This window comes from Aeromonas popoffii, assembly GCF_037818705.1.
In the GTDB taxonomy this organism is placed as follows: domain Bacteria; phylum Pseudomonadota; class Gammaproteobacteria; order Enterobacterales; family Aeromonadaceae; genus Aeromonas; species Aeromonas popoffii.
Genome location: NZ_CP149129.1, coordinates 1,946,613 through 1,961,836 on the forward strand (window position 1 = coordinate 1,946,613; position 15,224 = coordinate 1,961,836).

A 15,224-nucleotide genomic window follows, 5' to 3' on the forward strand; every position below is an offset into this window, starting at 1 on the left:
ATTCTTGTCACACTCCCGTATTAAATGAGAAGGGGCCATCAGGGCCCCCTCTGCATGAGTTAGCCGTCACTCAGCCACAGCATTTCTTGAACTTCTTGCCGCTGCCACAGGGGCAAGGGTCGTTGCGACCAGCCGGCAGTGGTGCCGGATCCTGCTCGCCATCTGTGTAGACCCAGCGTCCCTGATGGCGCACGAAGCGGGAACGCTCATGCAGACAGTGGCGCTCATCCCCCTCCTTGAACCAGGCCTTGAACTCCACCACGCCGGTTTTGTCCGAAGGGCCGCCTTGGGCGGCGAGGATCTCCAGCCCGTCCCAGCGGGTGTCGGTGTGGGAGAGTTGATCAGCCGTCAATCCCCCCAGATGATCAGGGTGCCAGCTGTGCACCAGATAGTCGCCCAGTCCCAGCACGAAGGCGCTGTAACGGGAGCGCATCAGCTGCTCCGGGGTCTGCGCCTCGGCCCCCTGGTGCAGTGATCCACAGCACAGTTCGAAAGAAAGAGTTGAACCGCAAGGACATTTTTTCATATGTCAGCCCATCAGGGTCGATAGAGGAGGTGCGGGGATTGTAGCGAAAGCGGGTCCCTGCCGACCAGCGCCCTATACTGGTTAGGTAGGAACGAAACACCAATAAAGACAGCTGTAAGGATGTGAAAGATGACGCTAAAGCAGAAAATTTTGTTGCTGGGAGCTATCCCCGTGCTCCTGATGGCCCTGGTGGTCAACCTCAGCAACTACATGATGTTCAAGAGTGATTTGGAAGCTGATCTGGTGGTGGCGCGGGAGAATGCGATCCAGGATCGCAAGGCATTGCTCAGCAGCTACCTGATGCTCGCCAAGACGGCCGTCGACAGGGTCTACAACCAGCCAGACTCCCCGGAAGCGCGCAAGCAGGTCACCGAGATCCTGCGACCATTGCGCTATAGCAGCGATGGCTATTTTTTCATCTATGACTTTCAGGGCAATACCGTATTGCTGCCGACCCGCCCCGAGATGGAGGGTCAAAACCGCTGGCAGGACAAGGATGCCAAGGGCAAGCTGTTGATCCAGGAGATCATCAAGGCGGCGCGCCAGGGGGATGGCTTCTCCGAGTACTGGACCGCCAAGCCCTCCATCGGGCGGGATGTGCCCAAGCTCTCCTTCAACCTGGTGCTCGACAAGTATCAGTGGGTCATCGGCACGGGTTTTTACATCGATGACATCGACAACGAGCTGGCGGCACTGCGCGCCGAGCGTGAGAGCAACATGCACAACTCCTTGCAAAGCAGTGTGCTGTTGATCCTGGTGATCTTGGGATTAACCCTGGCAGTGACAGTGCTGATCGGCAATCGGGTCACCCGACCGCTGGCAGATGCGGTATCGGCCCTCAATGACATCGCCGACGGGGAGGGGGATCTGACCCAGCGCCTCAAGGTGCAGAGTCATGACGAGATTGGCCAGCTGGCCACCGCCTTCAACCGCTTCGTCGAGCGGATCCAGTCGGTGGTGAGTCAGGTGGGGGAGACCAGCAATCATCTCTTCAGTGCGGTGGAGAAGCTGCACCACCTGAGCGAGCACTATGACCATCAGATGCACGGCCACAGCCGGGAGACGGATCAGGTGGTCACCGCCGTGACCGAGATGAGCTCCACCGCTCAGGAAGTGGCGGCCAGCGCCTCCAACGCAGCCACTGCTACCAGCGACGCAGCGCGCGAATCCGATGCCGCCCGTGGGGTGGTGGATTCCGCCATCAACAGCATCAACCGACTGGTGGACGAGGTGCATACCGCCTCCGGCGTTATCGAGCAGCTGGCGCACGAGACCGGCAAGATAGGCTCCGTGGTTGAGGTCATTCGCGGCATTGCCGAACAGACCAACCTGCTGGCACTCAACGCCGCCATCGAAGCGGCGCGGGCGGGCGAGCAAGGGCGCGGATTTGCGGTAGTGGCGGACGAGGTGCGCTCCCTGGCGGGCCGTACCCAGCAGAGCACCAAGGAGATCAACGAGATGCTGCAGCGGTTGCAAAGCGGTGTCAAACAGGCGGTAGACGTGATGCAGGCCAGCGAGGAGCGCAGCCAGGAGACGGTACAGGAGGCGAGCCATATCGCCACCTCCCTCGACAGCATGGTGATGGCGGTCAGCACCATCAATGATATGAACATACAGATAGCGACGGCGGCCGAGGAGCAACATGCGGTCTCCGAGGAGATCAACAAGAACCTGGTGGCCATACAGCAGATCGTCAGCGAGCTGACCGATGCGGCTGTGGCGTCCAACAGTACCACCCGCGACTTGGCCAGCACGGGTGACAAATTGCGCAAACTTGTCTCCCAATTCCGCTACTGATCGCATTTTTGCCGTCTGGACGTGATTTCCAGACGGCAAATTTGGGGATTGGCGGAGAATGTGGGAAAATTGTCACCATCCGCTCTTTTCGTTAACCCATATCCTATGAATGAGATCGTGAAAGGCAGTATCGATTTGATCCGTCAGCTCAACTATGGTCTGGTCTACGCCAGCCTGGAGGAGCACAAGGAGCTGTCCCGTACCGATCTGTCCCGTTTGACCGGCCTCTCTCCGGCCAGCATCACCAAGATCACCCGTGAACTGCTCGATGGCGGTCTGGTGGTGACCTGTGGCGAGAGCTCGGTGGGCCGTGGTCGCCGTCAGACCCTGCTGCGCATCAACGAGCGTCGCTTCCAGTTCCTCTCCATGCGGCTTGGCCGTGGCTATGTGGACATGGCCCTGTTCGATCTGGCCGGTCGCTCCCTCGCCCGTCATCGTCACACCTTCAGCGAGGCTGAGCGTGCCGACCTGCTGGTCAGCCTGGTGCGCGCCATCCAGGGTTTCCTGCCAAAGAAAGCGCTGCGCCTTGCCTGTATTGCACTGTGCCTGCCGGGGCAGGTGGAGCGCCACTCCGGCATGGTCAAGCATTTCCCCTTTTATGATCTGCGTAACTGGCCGCTTGGCCCCACCCTGCAACAGGCGTTCGAAGTACCCGTGCTGGTCAGTGGCGACGTGCGCACCTGGATCCAGGCCGAGCGCGAGTGGGGGGCCGCCAAAAACTGCGCCGATGCGGTGCTGGTGTTCGTGCACAACGACATAGGTGTCGGCATGGTAGTCAATGGCCAGCTCATCGAGAGCGAGTCGGCCCTGCTCGGCGATCTCAGCCACCTGCAGCTCGAGCCCTATGGCCAGCGTTGCTACTGCGGTGGCTTTGGCTGCGCCTGTACCCTGGTGACCAATCAGGCACTGGAGGCGCAATACCGGGAGCTGCGTGAACGCATGCAGGAGCATGATCTGCCCGAGAGCGTTACCATCCGCGAGCTGTGCGAGCTGGCGCTGGCGGGCAACAGCCTGTGCCAGGACATATTGCATCAGGCGGCCGGTCGTCTCTCACGGGTGCTCTCCAACCTCATCTGCCTGCTCAATCCGGGCAAGCTGCTGCTGGGGGGGGAAATAACCCGCGCCGATCGGCTGCTGTTCCCCATGCTGCACCAGTCTCTGGCCAGCCAGTTGCCGGCCGAATACCTGGTACGGCTGCAAATCGAGTCTACCCACTTTTACGAAGATCCCACCAAGCCCACCTCGGTGCAGGTGCACAAGGTCCTGCGCGACGGCAGCCTGCTGCTCGACCTGTTGCGAGGTGACAAGGAGGCATGAGACTCGGGTTGCAAGGACGCTTCCTGCTGATGCTCTGTCTGGTCAGTCTGCTGCAACTGGTGCTGCTGAGCGGGGCCAGCTACTACTACGTTTCCGAGCAGCGCTACCGCGAGGTGGGGGATCAGGCCCTCGACGTGGCGCGGCTGGTGGCTCGTGAACCCGGGATCATCGCCGGGGTGAAGCGGGGTGATACCGCCCGGCTCAACCTGCTGGTGGAGCGGATCCGCGCCGAGGTTGGCGCCAGTTACATCGTCATCGGCGACAAGGAGGCGCGGCGGCTGGTGCACCCCAATGCGGATCGCATCGGCCAGCCCATGGTCGGTGACGATCCCAAGCGAGCCCAGCAAGGGGAGGCTTACACCTCCCGGGCTGAGGGATCGCTCGGGGTTTCAGTGCGCGGCAAGGGACCAATCCGCGACGAGATGGAACAGGTCATCGGCGTGGTGTCGGTCGGTTATCTGGTGCGCGACATTGATGCGGATCTGCAGGGTTTTCTGCGCTTTGGTCTGGCGATGACTCTGATTATCGTCTTGCTCAACAGCGCCGCTGCTGCCTGGCTGGCACGCCGCTACAAGCGGGCCCTGCTGGGGTTCGAGCCCGAGCAGATCGGGCGCCTCTATGCGGAGCTGGATTGTACCCTGCGCACGGTGCGTGAAGGGATCCTCACCATAGATGAACAGGGGCGGCTCACTTCCCTCAACCCCAATGGCATCCGGTTGTTGCGCCTCGACGAGCAGGCGGCGAGGACGGCCATAGGCCAGCCCATCACCCGCTTGTTGCCGGAGAGCCGCATGCTCTCCCTCATTCAGGATCCCCGTCCCCAGTTTGATGAAGAGATAGTGCTCAACGGTCAGCAGCTCATCGTCAACCGGCTGCCGCTGGTGCGGGACGGCAAGCTGATCGGCGCCGTGTCGAGCTTTAGGCGCAAGGATGAGCTGGCCGAGCTCAGTGCTCAGCTCTCCCAGGTGCAGGCCTACAGCGACTTGCTGCGGGTACAGACCCACGAACACAACAACCAGCTCGGCACCATTGCCGGCCTGATCGAGCTCGGTGCCACCCAGGAGGCGCTCGCCTTCATCGGGCGGGAGGCTGCTACCGAGCAGACCCTGCTCAGCTTCCTGATGGGGGCCATCGCCAAGCCCAAGGTGGCAGGGCTGCTGCTTGGCAAGTATCACAGGGCCCATGAGCTGGGGTTGATGCTGGAGGTCGACGCGGAGGCTCATCTGCACGACATTCCCCTTCGTGTCAGCGGTTCCCAGCTGGTGACAGTGTTGGGCAATCTCATCGACAATGCCTTCGAGGCGACCCGTCGCCACGGCGCGCCTTATCAGCCGATCCGGGTCTCGTTGAGCGATCTCGGCCAGGATCTCATTCTGGAGGTGGAAGACGGGGCGGGCGGCATAGATCCCGCCCTGGCGGACAGGTTGTTCGAGCGCGGCGTCAGCAGCAAGGTCGAGCCCGGTCACGGCATCGGCCTCTCCCTGGTGCGCAAGACCCTGGATGCTCTGCAGGGGACCATCACCATCGAAGCCACGGCGCAGGGAAGTTGCGTCGTCTGTTACATTCCCAAGGAGGTGTGAGTGATCAAGATCCTGATCGTCGAAGATGATCCGGCCATCGCCGAGATCCACCTTCGATTCGTGCAGCGGCTGGCGGGCTTCGAGGTGCTGGGGGTGGCGCTCACCCTGTTCGATGCCAGAGAGCAGATAGCCATCCTCCAACCCGATCTGGTGTTGCTGGATGTGTGGCTGCCGGATGGTGAAGGCTTTTCCCTCTTGCGTGAACTGCGCCAGGCGGGGGCCAGCCTGGATGTGATCTTGCTCACTGCTGCGCGGGAGGCGAGCGCCCTGCAGGAGGCGATGCGGCTCGGGGTGGTGGACTTTATCCTCAAACCCGTGGTGTTCGAGCGGCTACGCGATACCCTGGGCAACTATGCCGAGAGCCGCGCCGCCCTGGCGGCCCTTGCCGATATCGATCAGCAGGCGGTGGATGCCCTGTTTGGTACACCGCTACAGCAGGTGGCGGCCGGTGGCCTGCCCAAGGGAATAGACGCGCTCACCTTGCAACGGGTACTGGCGGCATTGACCAGTGTCGGGGCCAGCGCCGAGGAGATAGGCAACCGGGTGGGGGTGAGCCGTACCACGGCGCGCCGCTATCTGGAGTTTCTGGTGGGTCAGCAGCTGGCGAGCCCGGAGCTGGAATATGGCACTGTGGGCCGGCCGGAGCGGCGCTATCAGTCAATACAGAAGCGCTAACACGGATGCGCCAGCACCAAGCTGCCAGTCGCGATATGCTGGCAGCATGGGAATTGCCCCATAAAAAGAGCGCCTTTCGGCGCTCTTTTGCTTCATGAAAACCCTGGATTCAGGTCGGATCGGACTGCAGACTGGCAGCCGGTGCACGACGGGACTGCCACCACTGCCAGACTGGCAACAGCAGCATCACCAGAGTCACCAGCGTGAAGCCGAGGGTAATGGGTCGCTCCCACAGGAAGCTCAGTGAGCCGTCGTTGATCACCAGGGCCCGGCGCAGGTTATCCTCCAGCATGCCCCCCAGAATGAACCCGAGCAGCATGGGGGCCATGGGGAAGTCCAGCAGGCGCAGGCCGATGGCGATCAGCGCTACCAGTACCATCACATAGATGTCCATGGTGTTGAAAGAGACCAGGTAGACCCCGATCAGCGAGAACAGCAATACCATGGGAATGAGCACGGGGCGCGGCACCTGCAGTATCTTGGCCAGATAGGGAATGAGCGGCAGGTTGAGGATCAGCAGCACCACGTTGCCCAGATACATGGAGATGATCACCGACCAGAATACCTCCGGGTGCTCCATGAACAGGCGCGGGCCTGGCTGAATACCGTAGGCGATGAGTGCCCCCAGCATCAGCGCCGTGGTGCCCGAGCCCGGGATCCCCAGAGTCAGCAGGGGCACGAAGGCGCCACTGGAGGCGGCGTTGTTGGCCGCCTCCGGTGCGGCTATACCGGTCAGGCTGCCCTTGCCGAACTCCTCCTGCCTGCGCTTGCTGGCGAAGTTGCGCTCGGCGCCATAGGCCATGAAGGAGGCGATGGTGGCGCCAGCGCCCGGCAGCACACCGATAAGAAAGCCCATCACCGAGGAGCGCGCTATGGGCGGCGCTATCTCTTTTACCTCGGCCTTGCTCAGCTTGAGGGAGCCGAGTTGCTGGATCTTGCTCGCCTCCTCCTTGCTGGTGTCTTTGCCCGGGCGCAATACCGTCATCAGGATCTCCGCCAGGGCGAAGGTGGCCATGGCCAGCAACAGGAAGGAGAAGCCATCGCGCAAGTCCGGCAGGCCGAAGGTGAACCTGTCCACCCCGACGCTGCGGTCGATGCCGACAGTGGAGAGCATGATGCCGAACAGCGCCATGATCAGTGCCTTGAGCACCTGGCCCTTGCCGGCAAACGCCGCCACCGCGGAGAGCCCCAGCACCATGAGGGCGAAGTAGTCTGCTGACTGGAAGGAGAGGGAGACCTTGGCGAGCAGGGGGGCCGCCACCATCAGGAAGATGGCGGACAGGGTGCCGCCGGTGAAAGAGGCGTAGGCGGCGATGGCCAGCGCCTTGCCCGCCTGTCCCTTGCAGGCCAGCGGATAGCCGTCGATGGCGGTGATCATGCTGGCCGAGCAGCCCGGGGTGTTGATCAGGATGGAGGAGGTGGATCCCCCAAACATGGAGCCGTAGTAGACCCCGGCCATCAAGATGATGCCGGAGGCCGGATCCAGCCCGTAGGTGATGGGGATCATCAGAGCGATGGCGGTGACCGGCCCGAGGCCCGGCAGCATGCCGATGAAGGTGCCGACGAAGCAGCCGACGATCACCATAAAGATGTTGATGGGCATCATGGCGGTGCCCAGTCCTTGCAAAATGCCGTCTAACATGGATTCTCCTTATCCCAGCAGTTGCGTGAATAGCCGACCCGGCTCGAGGTAAACGTTGAGCCCTTTGGTCAGCAGTGCCCAGAAGATGAGGGTGAAGGGCAGGCTTACCTTGCAGGCGAAGGCGAGGCTCTGCTCGCCCATCAAGCGGATCCCGCCGATGAGGAACAAGGTGGTGGCGATGACAAAGCCGAGCCAGCCGAGGGCCAGCCCATAGACCAGCATCAGCAGCAGCAGGGCAAATACCAGCCGCCAGTTGCCCGTTTCGCGCTGCAGCCGTTCCCCGCCCGGAAAGCAGATCAGCAGCAGGGAGAGCAGGGTGCCGACGCCAGCCAGGGCATAGGGCAGGGTGCTGGCGGTAAAGGGTTCATATTCGTCCCCCGGGTAGCCGGGGATCAGGGTGGCGTGATAGCCGTACGCGAGGGAGAGCAGCAAAAACAGCAGCCCTCCGAATCGCTCCTTGGTCAGGTGCATGACGATGACTCCGATGGGCGGGACTGGCCCGCCACAGGTTGAGGGATCACTTGATGAAGCCGAGCTCGCGCATCAGGCCGCCAATCTGCTGCTCCTGCTGGTTGAGGAAGGCGATGAACTCGGGACCGGACTGGTAGAGATTGGTCCAGCTGTTGCGGGCCCTGACCGTTTCCCACTCTGGCTTGTCGTACATCTGCTTGAGCAGGGCGGCGAATTCGGCGGATTTTTCGACGCTGACGGCGGGGGAGGCAAAATAGCCGCGCCAGTTGGCAAAGACAGTCGGGTTACCCTGCTCGCTGAAGGTGGGGATCTCGCTGGCATCCGGCATGCGCTCGGGTGCCGTGACACCGAGGATCCGCATCTGGCCGGACTTGACCGCCTCCATCGCCTCGCCAAAGCCGGTGGAGAGCACCTGGGTTTCCCCTGAGAGCACCGCTGCCATGGCGCTGCCGCCGGCGTCATAGGCCACGTAACGCAGCTTGCTGGCATCCGCCCCGGCATTCTTGAAGGTCATGGCCGCCACCAGGTGATCCAGGCTGCCACGGGCGGAGCCGCCGGCTATCTTCACCTTGGCGGGGTTGGCCTCATAGGCTGCCAGCAGCTGGGGCCAGTTCTGGTAGGGGGAGTCCAGCGGCACGGCCAGCGCCTGATAATCGGCAATGATGGCGGCGACCGGGGTGAGATCCCTAAAGGATTGAGGTAGCTCCTTGGAGAGGGATTTGACGATGATGGGGGTGGAGTTGACCATCAGCGTCTTGTTGGACTGGGCCGAGGTCTCGATCAGGTGGGCGATGGCCTTGGCGCCGCCACCGGCCGAGATGTTCTGATAGGAGGCGGTGGTGATGAGGCCGGACTTGGTTAGCGCCTCGCCCGTGCCCCGGGCTGTGTTGTCCCAGCCACCGCCGGCGCCACCCGGGATCAGGAAATGAATCTCATCTATCTTGGCTTGCACGCCGAGGCTGGCGCCAAGCAGGCAGCAGAGCAGGGTGCGCTTGAGGGTTCCTTGCAACATGGTGTACTCCTTTGGATTGTTGCGGGAAGGTTAATTAATCGCGATGGGTTGTAAAACAATCTGACCGTAATGGCCATTAAGGCTGTTGTGGTCATTGTGTTCATTCTGGTCATGGCGGTATGAGAGGCTTCGTCTGGTTAGGCCGGGTGAGAAGCGGCGCTGTGGGTCGACGCTGCGTGCGGGTGATGGGGGGGAAATGAAGAAGGGAGCCAATATGGCTCCCTTCTTGTTGTGGTGCGATCCTGTGCTAGAACCAGAAGCCGATGATGAAGGAGCCCGCCAGGGTCAGCATGACGTTGGCCACCGCATAGGTGCCGGCATAGCCGAGAGCAGGGATGGAGCTGTTGGCCGCCTCGTTGACCACATCCATCGCCGGGGCACAGGTGCGGGCGCCCGTGATGGCCCCCAGCAGCAGGGCCGGGTTCATCTTCAGCACCCAAATCCCGAACAGGTAGCCCACCAGCACTGGCAGCGTGGTCACCAGCATGCCTGAGAAGAGCACCACCATACCCACCTCACTGAGGTGATCGAGGATGCCGCCACCGGCTTTCAGACCCGTACTCACCATAAAGACGGCGAGTCCCAGATCCTTGGCCAGGCGCAGGGCGCCCGGCGGCACATAGCCGACCGTGGGGTGGTTGGCTCTCAGGTAGCCCATCAGGATCCCCGCCAGCAGCAGGCCGACGGCGTTGCCCAGACCAAACTCGAGCTGACCGAACACCAGGGAGACGGAACCGATCAGCAGACCCAGCACAAAGAAGGTGGTGAAGGCCACCAGATCCGTGGTCTGGCTGTGGATGCTGATGAAGCCTATCTTGTTGGCCAGCAGCTTGACCCGCTGCTTCTCGCCACTGATCTGCAGCACGTCGCCCTTTTGCAACATGATGTTGCGATCGAACGGCATCTCGATCTGGGAGCGCACCACCCGGTTGAGGAAGCAGCCCTTCTCGGTGAGGTTGAGCTCCACCAGATGGCGGCCCACCACAGCATCGTTTTTCACCACTATCTCTTCGGTGACTATTTGCAGGTCAAGCAGGTTGCGGTCGAACACCTCCTTGCCGTTGCGATAGTTGACGTCAAGCTTCTCGTGGCTCTCGGGATAACCGACCAGGGCGATCTCGTCCCCCTCCTGGATGACGGCGTCACCATCCGGGCTTGCCAGTATGCCGTTGCGACGGATCCGCTCCACATAGCAACCTGTGTGGGGATAGATGCCGGTTTCACGCAAGGTGCGTCCCCCGATCCAGGCTGCCAGTTCGGGGCCGACCCGGTAGGCGCGGATGATGGGCAGATAGGTCTTGCGGCTCTCGCTGTCGGAAAGCCCCCGCTCGCGGGCTATCTTCTGGGCCTCGGTGTTGAGGTCCAGCCGTGCCAGGGAGGGGAGGTAGCGCACCACCAGCATCAGTCCGACCAGACCCACCAGATAGGTCAGGGCATAGCCGATCCCCATGTTGTCGAGCACGGGTTGCATGTCGGTGCCGTGGGGCAGGTTGAGCAGGCCGCTGCGCAGGGCATCCTGTGCCCCCACCAGGGCCGGGGTCGAGGTGAGTGAACCGGCCAATATACCTGCCGCCATGCCTGGCCCCAGGTTGAAGAACTTGGCCAGTCCCACCGTCAACAGCAATGCCGTCAGCAGGATCACCAGGGTGAGGGTGATGTAGTGGATGCCATCGCGCAGGAAGACACTGAAGAAGTGCGGTCCCGCCTCTATACCCACGCAGAAGATGAACAGCATGAAGCCGACGTTCTCCGTGGTGGCGGTGAACTCGAAGCCCATCTGGCCGAACAGCAGGGCGGTAAACAGCACGCCTATGGTGTTGCCAATCTGGAAATTACCGACTCTGACTTTGCCTAGTAGCAGGCCGAAGGCCAGTACCACGAACAGCAGCAGGGAGTCGCTTTGATGTAGCAGTGTCACGAAATCTATGGTCATGCCCGGAAAAACCGAGGAAAAAAGTGGGGCCGATATTGTGCCGGATCCCTCATCAATAAAGAAGTGTCAAAGGGGGATTAATCGGCAGTAAAGCATCCCGCTGTTGCCATGGTCGAGGGAAACCTCGGGGCTGGCAGGAAAATAACCTCTATTTTCGTCTGTTTGCCCCGCTGTCAATGAGTGATTCCTGCTATCTGCACTCCCGGCCCGTACAACCCGCTTGAAAATTTATTACCTGCTGTTTGGCGGCCAGGTTTCGTATTTTTTCAGCATATCTGACTGGGGGGGATGGACCGAAATGGAAACCGGTATTGGGTGGCGGGTGGGGGGATGACCCATGGTGCAAGGGATGGCGAAAAGATATCTGGAAAAAGTATCTGATCAGTGGCCTTTTAACCCATTTGAAGTGGCGCTCAAAAACAGCAGAAAGTGGGGATCGCAAAGGAAATGGGCCGTCGCTGGCGGCGATGGCCTGCGAAGCTAGGCCGTGACTGGCTTTGGCTGACTTACCCACAGAATCTGTGGATAACCCTGTTCATGAATCTTGGTGATCAGCCTGCAGGCCGCGCCAATACTGGGGTACAAGGGCTGTTCAAAAAATACCTGAAGAAAAATGTTTCTATAAAAATCAAATAGTTATGTGTGGCAGAACAAAACGCTGTCGAGCCAGGAGAGGAAACAAAGAGAGGTTGTCACCGCAGGGCGCGGCTTGTGCATTAAAATTGGCAGAGGAAAGTACTAAAGTGGATAACTTGCACCGAGATGGTGAGGAATTGGCTCCCCCGACTGGACTTGAACCAGTGACATACGGATTAACAGTCCGCCGTTCTACCGACTGAACTACGGGGGAACATCAGGCAAGGAGGGGCACTATACAGAGCTCGCTTTTCGAGGTCAATAGCCGCTTTGGCAAGAGAGTGGATACCCAGGTTACCCCAACTCGGAGTACACTTCTGCCTTGCTGTTTTTTGTCGGGAGTCGTCATGAGCAAGTTATTCCAGTTGGCCAGCCAGTTTGAACCTGCGGGAGATCAGCCAGAGGCGATCGCCCGCCTGCTCGATGGCATCGAGTCCGGCCTCGCCCACCAGACCCTGCTCGGGGTGACTGGCTCGGGCAAGACCTTCACCATGGCCAACGTGATCGCGACCCTCAACCGCCCCACCATGATACTGGCTCCCAACAAGACGCTGGCGGCCCAGCTCTATGGCGAGATGAAAGAGTTTTTCCCCGAGAATTCGGTGGAGTATTTCGTCTCCTACTACGACTACTACCAGCCCGAGGCCTATGTGCCGACCACAGACACCTTCATCGAGAAGGATGCCTCCATCAACGATCACATAGAACAGATGCGGCTGTCGGCCACCAAGGCCCTGCTGGAACGGCGGGACGTGATCATCGTTGCGTCTGTGTCGGCCATCTATGGTCTGGGGGATCCTCAGGCCTACCTCAGCATGATGCTGCACCTCAAAGTCGGGGACGTGATCAATCAGCGGGACATACTGCGCCGTCTCGCCGAGCTGCAATACACCCGCAACGACATGGCGTTTCAGCGTGGCACCTTCCGGGTGCGTGGCGAGGTGATAGACATCTACCCCGCCGAATCGGACAAGCTGGCGCTGCGGGTGGAGCTGTTTGACGAAGAGGTGGAGCGGCTCTCCCAGTTTGATCCCCTGACCGGCGCCATCGAGCAAACGGTCGTGCGCTACACCATCTACCCCAAGACCCACTACGCCACCCCGCGCGAGACCATTTTGGGTGCCATCGAGCACATCCAAGTGGAGTTGAAGAGCCGTCGGGAGCAGCTGTTGTCGCTCAGCAAGCTGGTGGAGGAGCAGCGCATCAGCCAGCGCACCCAGTTCGACATGGAGATGATGCAGGAGCTGGGCTACTGCTCCGGCATCGAGAACTACAGCCGTTACCTCTCCGGCCGCGCGCCGGGGGAGCCGCCGCCCACTCTGTTTGACTACCTGCCGGGGGATGGCCTGCTCATCATCGACGAGTCCCACGTCACGGTGCCGCAGATCGGCGCCATGTTCAAAGGGGACAGATCCCGCAAGGAGACGCTTGTGGAGTACGGCTTCCGGCTGCCCTCGGCGCTCGACAACCGGCCGCTGAAGTTCGATGAGTTCGAATCGCTGATGCCGCAGACCGTGTTTGTGTCGGCTACCCCGGGCCCCTACGAGCTGGACAAGTCCGGTGGCGACGTGGTGCAGCAGGTGGTGCGTCCCACCGGCTTGCTCGATCCCGAGATCGAGGTGCGCCCTGTCACCACCCAGGTGGACGATCTGCTCTCCGAGATCCGGCTGCGTGTCGCGGTCGAGGAGCGGGTGCTGGTGACCACGCTCACCAAGCGGATGTCGGAGGACTTGACCGAGTATCTGGCGGATCACGATGTGCGGGTGCGCTACCTGCACTCTGACATCGATACGGTCGAGCGGGTGGAGATCATCCGCGATCTGCGCCTCGGCAAGTTCGACGTGCTGGTGGGCATCAACCTGTTGCGCGAAGGGCTCGACATGCCGGAGGTCTCCCTGGTGGCCATTCTGGATGCGGACAAGGAGGGCTTCCTGCGCTCCACCCGATCGCTGATCCAGACCATAGGCCGCGCCGCCCGCAACCTCAACGGCAAGGTCATTCTCTATGGAGATACCATCACCAACTCCATGAGGGTGGCCATCGAGGAGACAGAGCGCCGCCGCACCCTGCAGCACGCCCACAACCTTGAACACGGCATCACCCCCAAGGGGCTCAACAAGTCGGTGGGGGACGTGATGGACATGGGGGGCAGCCGCAGCGCGGGCAAAGCGGGGAGGGGAGGGCGCAAGGCCGCCGAGCCGCAAGGGGAATACCATGCCCGTTCTGCCAGCGAGATCGCCAAAGAGATCAAGCGGATGGAAGAACAGATGTTCCAGCATGCGCGGGATCTGGAGTTCGAACAGGCGGCCGCGCTGCGAGACCAGATCCAGCGGCTGCGCCACGAGTTGATCGAAAGTTAATGGGCAAACGCTGGCTCATCTGGCGGCGTGTGCGTCGCCTCTATCTGGGCTTTCGCCACCCGGCCACGCCCTGGTGGGCCAGGGGGCTGGTGATCCTCATCTTTCTTTATGGCATCAGCCCGGTGGATCTCATCCCCGATGTGGTGCCCCTGCTCGGTTGGCTCGATGATGTGACGCTGCTGCTGGTGTTGCTATGGGGCTGGGATAAATGCCTGCCAGCGCACGTTAGCGCGGCACTGGATAAGCGTGACTGAACCACGGTTGGCCTGGCTGGTGTCGAGAAGATGCATTTCCTCTTTGATGGTATTGTCATGACGAAGATAGCGTCGTACGGGTTGCGTTTAACCGGGATAAAAGAGGATTGTGGGAAGATTGTGGCTCGGAATGCATTGGCGTAGACTCCACGCCGTTCACTTTATGGGTATGAGAAAATGGATCTGATCCTGTTTGCGATTGATTTTATTCTGCATGTTGATGTGCATTTGAAAGAGCTGTTTGAAAACTATGGTATCTGGGTTTACGCCATTCTGTTTTTGATCATCTTCTGCGAGACAGGGCTGGTCGTCACCCCCTTCCTGCCGGGTGACTCCCTGCTGTTTGCTGCCGGTGCGCTCACCGTCGGCAGCGTGCTGGACGTGCACACCCTGGCCGCCGTGCTGATCATCGCCGCCGTGCTGGGCAACGTGGTCAACTACACCATAGGTCACTTCTTCGGGGAGCAGCTGTTCCGCAATCCCGATTCCAAGATCTTCCGTCGCGACTATCTGGACAAGACCCACGCCTTCTATGCCAAGCATGGCGGCAAGACCATCATCATCACCCGCTTCCTGCCTATCGTGCGTACCTTTGCTCCCTTCGTGGCGGGCATGGGCGCCATGACCTATCCGCGCTTCCTGGTGTTCAACCTGGTGGGCGGCCTGCTGTGGGTGCTTTCGTTTGTCTACGCCGGCCACTTCTTTGGCAATCTGCCTGTGGTACGTCAGAACTTTACCCTGTTGATCTTCGGCATCATCGGCATCTCGCTGCTGCCCATGGTGATCGGCATGGTGAAGGCCAGGATGAACGCCAGCAAGGCGGCACCCTGATCCACATATTGTATGGGTGAGAGATCAGTATGAGAAAAGGGGTGCCAAGGGTGCAATGCCGATAAGTGAAGGGTCCATTGACCGCTCCTGCTGAAGTGTGAAAATCCGAAACGTGTTGATTGGTTTCGGATTTTTTATGCGTATCACTCAGGCTCCCGACTTTCTTCACGCCAGCCAGGCTGCCCAGCTT

At 60.8% G+C, this 15,224-nt stretch carries 12 protein-coding genes and 1 tRNA gene; 7 read left to right on the top strand and 6 right to left on the bottom strand.

Going from position 1 to position 15,224, the window contains the following annotated elements:
• Positions 1-70: 70 nt before the first annotated feature.
• A complete protein-coding gene (locus WJM78_RS08995; protein WP_339015211.1) occupies positions 71-526 on the bottom strand; it encodes a YchJ family protein in 456 nt (151 codons plus the stop codon).
• Positions 527-655: 129 nt separating this feature from the next.
• Between WJM78_RS08995 and WJM78_RS09000 the strand changes: the two genes are divergently transcribed.
• From WJM78_RS09000 to WJM78_RS09015, 4 genes are all read left to right on the top strand, one after another.
• Positions 656-2,323, top strand: coding sequence for a methyl-accepting chemotaxis protein (locus tag WJM78_RS09000; protein WP_339015213.1), 1,668 nt, complete (start codon positions 656-658; stop codon positions 2,321-2,323).
• Between the two features lie 105 nt (positions 2,324-2,428).
• Positions 2,429-3,640, top strand: coding sequence for an ROK family transcriptional regulator (locus WJM78_RS09005; RefSeq protein ID WP_042034221.1), 1,212 nt, complete (start codon positions 2,429-2,431; stop codon positions 3,638-3,640).
• On the top strand, positions 3,637-5,220 hold the full coding sequence (locus tag WJM78_RS09010) for a sensor histidine kinase (protein ID WP_339015215.1): 1,584 nt from the start codon (positions 3,637-3,639) through the stop codon (positions 5,218-5,220). Before WJM78_RS09005 ends, WJM78_RS09010 begins: the two co-directional genes overlap by 4 nt.
• Positions 5,221-5,895 (top strand): response regulator, encoded by a 675-nt coding sequence (locus WJM78_RS09015; protein WP_339015217.1) that lies wholly within the window; start codon positions 5,221-5,223, stop codon positions 5,893-5,895.
• 109 nt (positions 5,896-6,004) lie between these two features.
• Here WJM78_RS09015 and WJM78_RS09020 read toward each other — a convergent pair whose 3' ends face one another.
• The 5 genes from WJM78_RS09020 to WJM78_RS09040 form a co-directional block, all read right to left on the bottom strand.
• Positions 6,005-7,537, bottom strand: coding sequence for a tripartite tricarboxylate transporter permease (locus WJM78_RS09020; protein WP_339015219.1), 1,533 nt, complete (start codon positions 7,535-7,537; stop codon positions 6,005-6,007).
• A 9-nt stretch (positions 7,538-7,546) separates the two neighbouring features.
• Complete coding sequence (locus WJM78_RS09025) at positions 7,547-8,008, bottom strand: tripartite tricarboxylate transporter TctB family protein (RefSeq protein ID WP_339015221.1); 462 nt, start codon at positions 8,006-8,008, stop codon at positions 7,547-7,549.
• A gap of 46 nt (positions 8,009-8,054) precedes the next feature.
• Positions 8,055-9,020, bottom strand: a complete 966-nt coding sequence (locus WJM78_RS09030) for a tripartite tricarboxylate transporter substrate binding protein (RefSeq protein WP_042034228.1) — start codon at positions 9,018-9,020, stop codon at positions 8,055-8,057.
• 247 nt (positions 9,021-9,267) lie between these two features.
• Entirely contained in the window at positions 9,268-10,953 is a 1,686-nt protein-coding gene (locus tag WJM78_RS09035) for an aspartate:alanine antiporter (protein ID WP_042034229.1), read from the bottom strand.
• 774 nt (positions 10,954-11,727) lie between these two features.
• Positions 11,728-11,803, bottom strand: a tRNA-Asn gene (locus WJM78_RS09040).
• Between the two features lie 133 nt (positions 11,804-11,936).
• Here WJM78_RS09040 and uvrB point away from each other — a divergent pair.
• The 3 genes from uvrB (at position 11,937) to WJM78_RS09055 (ending at position 15,034) form a co-directional block, all read left to right on the top strand.
• On the top strand, positions 11,937-13,949 hold the full coding sequence (gene uvrB / locus WJM78_RS09045; protein WP_339015225.1) for an excinuclease ABC subunit UvrB: 2,013 nt from the start codon (positions 11,937-11,939) through the stop codon (positions 13,947-13,949).
• Positions 13,949-14,203, top strand: a complete 255-nt coding sequence (locus tag WJM78_RS09050) for a YkvA family protein (RefSeq protein ID WP_339015227.1) — start codon at positions 13,949-13,951, stop codon at positions 14,201-14,203. The genes uvrB and WJM78_RS09050 overlap by 1 nt, the downstream gene beginning before the upstream one ends.
• Positions 14,204-14,380: 177 nt before the next feature.
• Positions 14,381-15,034, top strand: a complete 654-nt coding sequence (locus WJM78_RS09055; RefSeq protein ID WP_042034745.1) for a DedA family protein — start codon at positions 14,381-14,383, stop codon at positions 15,032-15,034.
• The last annotated feature ends 190 nt before the right edge of the window (positions 15,035-15,224 follow it).

Excerpts from the sequence above, each read along its gene's own strand:
- WJM78_RS09010 (WP_339015215.1), top strand. The coding sequence starts at position 3,637 with ATGAGACTCGGGTTGCAAGGACGCTTCCTGCTGATGCTCTGTCTGGTC.
- uvrB (WP_339015225.1), top strand. The coding sequence starts at position 11,937 with ATGAGCAAGTTATTCCAGTTGGCCAGCCAGTTTGAACCTGCGGGAGAT.
- WJM78_RS09030 (WP_042034228.1), bottom strand. The coding sequence starts at position 9,020 with ATGTTGCAAGGAACCCTCAAGCGCACCCTGCTCTGCTGCCTGCTTGGC.
- WJM78_RS09050 (WP_339015227.1), top strand. The coding sequence starts at position 13,949 with ATGGGCAAACGCTGGCTCATCTGGCGGCGTGTGCGTCGCCTCTATCTG.
- WJM78_RS09000 (WP_339015213.1), top strand. The coding sequence starts at position 656 with ATGACGCTAAAGCAGAAAATTTTGTTGCTGGGAGCTATCCCCGTGCTC.
- WJM78_RS09055 (WP_042034745.1), top strand. The coding sequence starts at position 14,381 with ATGGATCTGATCCTGTTTGCGATTGATTTTATTCTGCATGTTGATGTG.
- WJM78_RS08995 (WP_339015211.1), bottom strand. The coding sequence starts at position 526 with ATGAAAAAATGTCCTTGCGGTTCAACTCTTTCTTTCGAACTGTGCTGT.
- WJM78_RS09035 (WP_042034229.1), bottom strand. The coding sequence starts at position 10,953 with ATGACCATAGATTTCGTGACACTGCTACATCAAAGCGACTCCCTGCTG.
- WJM78_RS09020 (WP_339015219.1), bottom strand. The coding sequence starts at position 7,537 with ATGTTAGACGGCATTTTGCAAGGACTGGGCACCGCCATGATGCCCATC.
- WJM78_RS09025 (WP_339015221.1), bottom strand. The coding sequence starts at position 8,008 with ATGCACCTGACCAAGGAGCGATTCGGAGGGCTGCTGTTTTTGCTGCTC.
- WJM78_RS09005 (WP_042034221.1), top strand. The coding sequence starts at position 2,429 with ATGAATGAGATCGTGAAAGGCAGTATCGATTTGATCCGTCAGCTCAAC.